At 29.4% G+C, this 6559-nt stretch carries 9 protein-coding genes; 2 read left to right on the top strand and 7 right to left on the bottom strand.

The window, feature by feature from the left end; translation table 11 throughout:
* Nucleotides 1-348: 348 nt before the first annotated feature.
* Nucleotides 349-735, bottom strand: coding sequence for a hypothetical protein (locus tag ACTG3V_RS10440; RefSeq protein WP_439132104.1), 387 nt, complete (start codon nt 733-735; stop codon nt 349-351).
* Between the two features lie 129 nt (nt 736-864).
* Here ACTG3V_RS10440 and ACTG3V_RS10435 point away from each other — a divergent pair, with 129 nt between their 5' ends.
* Complete coding sequence (locus ACTG3V_RS10435; RefSeq protein WP_439132103.1) at nt 865-1071, top strand: hypothetical protein; 207 nt, start codon at nt 865-867, stop codon at nt 1069-1071.
* A 5-nt stretch (nt 1072-1076) separates the two neighbouring features.
* Here ACTG3V_RS10435 and ACTG3V_RS10430 read toward each other — a convergent pair whose 3' ends face one another.
* Genes ACTG3V_RS10430 through ACTG3V_RS10410 form a run of 5 tightly spaced genes read right to left on the bottom strand, consistent with a single transcriptional unit; the run spans nt 1077 to nt 5406 of the window.
* A complete protein-coding gene (locus ACTG3V_RS10430) occupies nt 1077-1994 on the bottom strand; it encodes an ion channel (RefSeq protein ID WP_439132102.1) in 918 nt (305 codons plus the stop codon).
* 2 nt (nt 1995-1996) lie between these two features.
* A complete protein-coding gene (locus tag ACTG3V_RS10425; protein WP_439132101.1) occupies nt 1997-2698 on the bottom strand; it encodes a DNA alkylation repair protein in 702 nt (233 codons plus the stop codon).
* 22 nt (nt 2699-2720) lie between these two features.
* Entirely contained in the window at nt 2721-3278 is a 558-nt protein-coding gene (locus tag ACTG3V_RS10420) for a DNA-3-methyladenine glycosylase I (protein WP_439132100.1), read from the bottom strand.
* Nucleotides 3275-4048, bottom strand: a complete 774-nt coding sequence (locus tag ACTG3V_RS10415; protein ID WP_439132099.1) for a hypothetical protein — start codon at nt 4046-4048, stop codon at nt 3275-3277. Before ACTG3V_RS10415 ends, ACTG3V_RS10420 begins: the two co-directional genes overlap by 4 nt.
* Nucleotides 4049-4059: 11 nt before the next feature.
* A complete protein-coding gene (locus tag ACTG3V_RS10410; RefSeq protein ID WP_439132098.1) occupies nt 4060-5406 on the bottom strand; it encodes a M24 family metallopeptidase in 1347 nt (448 codons plus the stop codon).
* Between the two features lie 192 nt (nt 5407-5598).
* Between ACTG3V_RS10410 and ACTG3V_RS10405 the strand changes: the two genes are divergently transcribed.
* The gene (locus ACTG3V_RS10405; protein WP_439132097.1) at nt 5599-6033 is read left to right on the top strand and encodes a DUF6146 family protein; all 435 of its coding nucleotides are present in this window, start codon (nt 5599-5601) and stop codon (nt 6031-6033) included.
* Here ACTG3V_RS10405 and ACTG3V_RS10400 read toward each other — a convergent pair.
* On the bottom strand, nt 6026-6520 hold the full coding sequence (locus tag ACTG3V_RS10400) for a dihydrofolate reductase (protein WP_439132096.1): 495 nt from the start codon (nt 6518-6520) through the stop codon (nt 6026-6028). The two genes, ACTG3V_RS10405 and ACTG3V_RS10400, sit on opposite strands and share 8 nt — an antisense overlap.
* Between the last annotated feature and the right edge of the window lie 39 nt (nt 6521-6559).

The raw sequence follows: 6559 nt of genomic DNA, 5'->3' as shown, positions 1-6559 counted from the left end.
CTTTTTAAAACCTCATATCAATCGATATGAGGTTTTTTTATGAATTATATTTTGTCTTTATTTCTTTGTTTATGAAAGGCTTTTAACTTAATTTGTTACTGCTTTTACTTTCTATCATTTTTTTAATTATATTTATGTAGGAACTTATTAGAATTTTCTATACCTGTAGTTTTAATTATGGTTATTTATCATCTTTGTTTTCGAAAGTATTTTTATTGGTCATAATTTTATATAGTTCTTTTTTTTAAAAAAAACTTACTTTTTTTCTAAGTATTAACTATTTTTAATTGTAGCTCTCATTTTTTTATTTTACAAATTATTTGGTTAAAAAGGGCATAAATAATTAAATTATTTTTCTAATATTTCTTTAATATTAGGTTTAAAGTAATTAGGGCCTTTTAAAACTTTGCCATCTTCTCTGTAAATAGGATTGTCATCTTCGCCCAATTTACTCATATTAGAACGTTGAATTTCATTAAATATTTCTTCAATTGTGTCTTGCATACCATGTTCTATAATAGTGCCACATAAAATATAAAGCATATCGCCTAAAGCATCTGCTACCTCTACCAAATCGTTGTTTTTAGCGGCTTCTAAATATTCTTCATTTTCCTCTTTCATCAACTCAAAACGCAATTGTTTCCTATCTTGAGAAATCTGAACAGTTGGTGTGTTTTGAATATTTAAGCTAAACGCTTTATGAAATGCCTGAACTGCTGCTATTTTATCTTTCATTTTTATGATTTTGAAATCGTTAAAGTCTACGATTTATTCGTAATTTTGTATAGTTAAATATAAGTAATTTAGTTATTATTTAAATCGTATTAAAAGAAAACCACTAAAAACAAATTTAGAATGATTCCGATGATTTATAACGCATTTTTTACGACAGGTAGAGTTATTTTTATCATTTTTTTTGTGTTGGTTTTTGGTGCATTAATTGTTTGGAGCTATAAAAAAGATATTAAAAGTCATCAAAGGCATTATAAAAATTCTGGTAAAAAAGTGTTGCTTTATGGTTTGTTAATTATTGCTGTTTTTGTGGCGATAAGAATTATTTTTGGCAATTAATACACTTACATTTTTTCTGTTTCACTTAATTTATCGTGGTCTAAAACTGTATAACCTTCTACATCAAAACTTGAAGCTGATGTGTATTTAACATCTATAAGTAAATCTTCAAAATCATATGAATTTATTTGATATACTTTTTGTGAAAACGATTCTTCGTGATAATTAATTAAAATGTACAAGTGTGCTTCTAAATTTTTAATTTGGTCTTTAGAGTATTTGTACAGGGGACTATTTTCATCAATTTCATGAACAATGGTCCAAATAGTAGGCAGGTACATTATTTTACTGCGTTCTAGTTTTAGTTGATAAAAATTGCGTTTAAATTCTTTCTTTTTATTTTCTTCGGTTATTGATAATGTAACTGTAATTTCCGGTTCAATCATTACCGTTTTGCGGCTATTCATTAAACGAAACATTATTGCTTGTTTGCCTTTAAAATCTCGTAAAATTAAATTTTCACTAAATCTTAGATTTGCTTTTGGTTTGGAAAATCGACCATAAAGCATACCTGTAATAAAAGAAAAACTTAACAAACCAATCATTGCTTCAAAAGCGGCAATGAAGTTTGCTGTAATGCCTTTTGGAGCTATTCCACCATAACCTACTGTGGTTAATGTTTGAGCACTAAAGAAAAATCCGTTTAAAAAATCTTGAAAAAAAGTACCTTTTGGCTTTGTAATTTCTTCAATGCCTATAGCAACATAGAGTATACCAAAAATTACATTTAATAGAGTGTATGCCAAAATAATAAGTGCAAAAAAATACAACCAAGAAATATCTATAAAATAAGTGTACAGGTCATTTACATTTCGTTTTCTGTTAATGTGATTTACATTGCTAGATCCATCATCATTAATAACGCTTTGTGCATTTTTTTTAGAATTATATCCAAAACCTGGATCTTTAGTTTTTTGTGCCATGTTTAAGGTGTTCTGTATATATTTCTTGGGTAATCTGAGCTTCTTACGCTTTCTTTTTGTAGTTCTTTTAAGGCATTTTTAGCAATCCAAATTGCAGATTTATGCTCTAATTGTATCATTTTATTTGCTACTTTAATGGCATCTTGTCTTAAATCTATATTTCTTTTTCCAATATTTCGTAATGCCCAATTTACTGCTTTTTTTACATAAAATCGGTCATCATTAGAAGCATCAATTATCATTGGAAAAAATTGCTGAAATAATAAATTATCAGAGGTTTTATCTGCCATGCAATAGGCTGCCATAATTGCAAAAGCGGCTCTTTTCTGAAACTCTTCCTCTCTAGTAGACCACTCTAGAATCTTTGTTAATGCCAAATTACTTTTTGCAAAAACGCCCATGCAAAAGCTATCACATATTTCCCAGTTTTCGAATGTTCTAACCCATTTTTCCATAAGATTTTCATTAAGGTCCTTGGGATGAAAAATTTTACTACATAAAATTCTGGCTTCGTAAATTCCACTGTCAAACAATTGAATTCCTAGTTCACTATTTTTTCCAATATTTTTGGCGAGTTCTTTTAAGTCTTTATGATAAACACCAAGCGAATTTTTAGAAATTATACCAAACTTACGCGCTTTAAAAATCACTTTTTCTTGATCTTCTAAATCATATAATTCTTCTATAACTTCTTGGTAAGTCAATTTTGTTTTTTTTTTATTGTTATTAATTTGGATATCGAAAACAGTCTGTAGTATGATCGTTTAGCATACCAACTGCCTGCATAAAGGCATACATAATTGTAGAACCTGTAAATTTAAATCCACGTTTTTTTAAATCTTTTGATAGTTTGTCTGAAATGGCTGTAGTTGCTGGTACATCTTCTTTTTTATGAAATGTATTCACAATTGGTTTATCTTTTACATAACGCCAAATAAATGCAGAAAAAGAACCAAACTCTTTCTGAATTTCCATAAACAATTGCGCATTGGTAATAGCGCTTCGTATTTTTAATTTATTTCTAATAATACCTTCATCTTGCATCAATTCGTTGAACTTACTTTCTGAATATTTTGCTATTTTTTGATAATCGAAATTATCGAAAGCTTTTCTAAAATTTTCACTTTTATTTAAAATGGTTATCCAACTTACACCTGCTTGAAAGGTTTCTAAAATTAAAAACTCAAATAAGGTTGCATCGTCATAAACTGGATTTCCCCATTCGTTATCATGATAATCTTGATACAATTTACTATCTGTTACCCAAAAACATCTGTGTTTCATAAAACTGATTTTAATTGCTGTTTTTTAATGCTCTTTAATCTTTTCCAAGCTTTTTGGTGAATGAGTATGTAAATTACAAAACAACCGATATCTAATAAAAAATAAAACAGACTTATACCACTTGGTGGATTGTTACTTGGTAAAAATTCGAACACACCAAAACCAATATTTGGCCATTTCCAAGCGCCAAATGCTGTGCCACCAATCTCTAAAATAACGACCAACACATACATTGAAAAGAAAAATAAACGGTCTTTTGGCCTTTTCCACAAAATTAAAAACACAAAAACGGTCATTACAAACCCAAAAACATCGTTTAAAAGTATCAAGTAAATAGTAGATACAGTTACCATTACTAGAATTAAAAAAGATTCAATTTCTTTATGGTACTTTTTTACCAAACTGGCTTTACTAAATCTGAATATTCTGGCATACAAAACGCCATGTCCAAAAGGTACGTATAAAGGTACATTTTCTAGCCTGTAGGTGTACATGCCTAAAACTTTTGAGAAAAAATGCTCACCAACAAAGCCTAAAATTACAGCAATAACCATAAGTTCTCTAACCCTAGGTGTGGCTCTGTACAACATGGCAATAAAAGCCAAACCCATGAGAATATTTAATAATAATTGCGATTTAAAAATGTGTTCGTTAAAATAAACACCATCAATAAAAAGTAAAAAAACAGCAGCGATAAATAAGCCAGCTTCTCTAAAAAAAATGATTAATATCTTTTTTAAATCTTCTTTAGGTATTTTTAACGAGAACATCAACAAAAAAATTAATTGGTATGTATTGGTTTAATTGCAGTTTGTCTTTTGTTAACATATTCAAAAGTATCATCACCAAAAAACCCAGCTTCTTCTAACATTATTCTAATATCTTTATTCCATTCTTTAATAAAAACAGTAGTATTAAGTTCAATAGCATAGGCTGTATTTTTTTGCAAAGGATAATCGCCATTAAAAGGAACGCCGTTTTGAGAATCCCACATACCAATTGTAGTACCAGCACTATGGCCATATTTTCCTAAAGGATGCGTATAAATTGATGGACGCAAACCTTCTTCTTTTCCTTTTGCTAAAGATGTTAACAAAATTTCATTTCCGGTTTTGCCAGATTTCATGGTACTTGTTAAAATATCTTGCACACGATTTCCTTTTTGAAAGGCGTCTTTTAAAAATTGAGGAACCTCGGTTTCATCATCCTGTAAAACATAGGCATGTTGCTGACAATCAGTGTTTAAACCAATATACGTAATTCCAAAATCGCAATGAAGCAAATCGCCTTTTTGGATGATTTTTTTATCCTTAGTTTTAGAAAACGATTCAATATGAGATTTTAAAGCCTCCTTATTTCTTTGAACATCGATGGTTGGATGAAACCAAGTTGCTAAACCCAAATCTGTTACTTTTTGGCGCATAAACCAAACCAAATCTTCTGTAGATGTTTTGCCTGGAATGATCGTGTTTTCAGAAAAGGTTTCATCAATAATGTTGTGTGTTATTTTTACTAATTCCCTGAATAGAGCCAACTCTTTTTCGGTTCTGGTTTCTATCCAAGAAATTCCCAATTTTTCTGCGGATACTAGTTTTGAGGATAATTCTTCTGGTAAATTCTCAACCAATTCATCATAATCAGTTTTTACCAAACCATCTGCCAAGGCAAAATGGGTAGAAGTATTAATACCAATTTTCTTAGGATTTCTTTTCTTAATGATTTCAGTTAAAGCTTTCCATTGGTTAGGTTCTTTTTCTTTATCCCAAGCAGATTTAATGCTTTTACCAATATCATATCTTGCAACAGCTAAACGTTCTAAGGTGTTTTTTGCTGTATCTCTATAGAAAACGATTATGGTTCTTCTTCTTGCATTTAACCAAGTTGCTGGTAACATGGTTTTTAAAATAGGGTCTTCATTATATTCTCTAGATATTAGTAGCCACATATCAATATTAGCTTTGTCCATTAAAGCTGGTAATACATGGGTAAGCCTATCTTCAAGTAACTCATCTTTTTTTATAGCTCTGTCTTGTTCTGATAAAATGGAATATGTGTTTTTTTCTGCTTTTGGTGTATTGCAAGAAATAATTGCTATCAAAAAAAAGAGTACAACGAATTTGAATTTCATTTTGAAAAAATTTAAGTCTTAAAATTAGTATTAATGAATGAAAAAGTGGTATATTTTTTGAAGAATTTTAAGTAAATAGTGGTTTACTCAACAGAAACAGCTGTTTACTCATTATGGTTTTTTAAAAGTGTTTGATCTTGCTACTTTTGATAAGCTTTAATCACAAATTAATAATTTTTTATCTTTAATATTATGAAACATTTAAAAACACTAGTTACGTTAATAATTCTAACTCTTTTTTTCTGGGCTTGTGGTTCATCTCCCATAACTAAAAAAGTTACAGAAAAGGAAGAGCCAGTGGTAATTGCTAATGACAGTTTAGAATATGAGATTATTATTATAGACCCTGGTTTTACCTATTTTTTAAATTCAGTTGCACAACCAGAAGGGTTTTACTCTCAAAGTTACTTAGAGGCCAGAAATAGGGCTTGGGTAATTACTTGGAATCAGAGATTTCAAAATCCGCAACAGTTTAATGAAAATATTTATGAGAACCGAATTGATTATCAGCAAAATATAGATTATGGATATGAAGTAAACTATAAGTTATTTAACTACTTTTTATTTGCCCAAAAGAAATATAAGATGAGTTTAGGTGGTGGTTTTAGAACAAATAGGATTAATTAGCTACTTTTTTAAAGCGAATAAAACTATAATCGAACTTATTATTTTCATCAGCAATAAAGTCTTCTCTTTCTACTCTATCCCAAATGTTTTCATCAATTTCAGGAAAAAAAGCATCGGCCTCAAATTCTTCATGCACTAAGGTAATATCTAAGGCATCTGCAAAATTATTTTCGATGGCGTATTTGTAAACTTGAGCACCACCAATTATAAAAATTTTTTCATCATCTTGAGCCATATCTAGGGCTTGTTCTAAGCTATTTGCTATTAAACAACCTGGTTGTGTATATTCTTTATTTCTGGTGATGATAATGGTAGTTCTGTTTGGCAATGGTTTACCAATAGATTCAAATGTATTTCTGCCCATTAATATATGATGACCTGTTGTAATTTTTTTGAATCGTTTTAAGTCTGCAGGTAAGTGCCAAATTAAGTCGTTATTTAAGCCGAGAGCATTGTTTTTTGCAATTGCTGCAATAATTGTAACCATAGTATATTCCTCATTTTAAACAAAAATAACTTAAAAGTT

This window comes from Polaribacter sp. (assembly GCF_965660385.1).
Taxonomy (GTDB): domain Bacteria; phylum Bacteroidota; class Bacteroidia; order Flavobacteriales; family Flavobacteriaceae; genus Polaribacter.
Note: the sequence above shows the minus strand (reverse complement) of the source record. Positions and strands in the feature narration are given on the sequence as shown.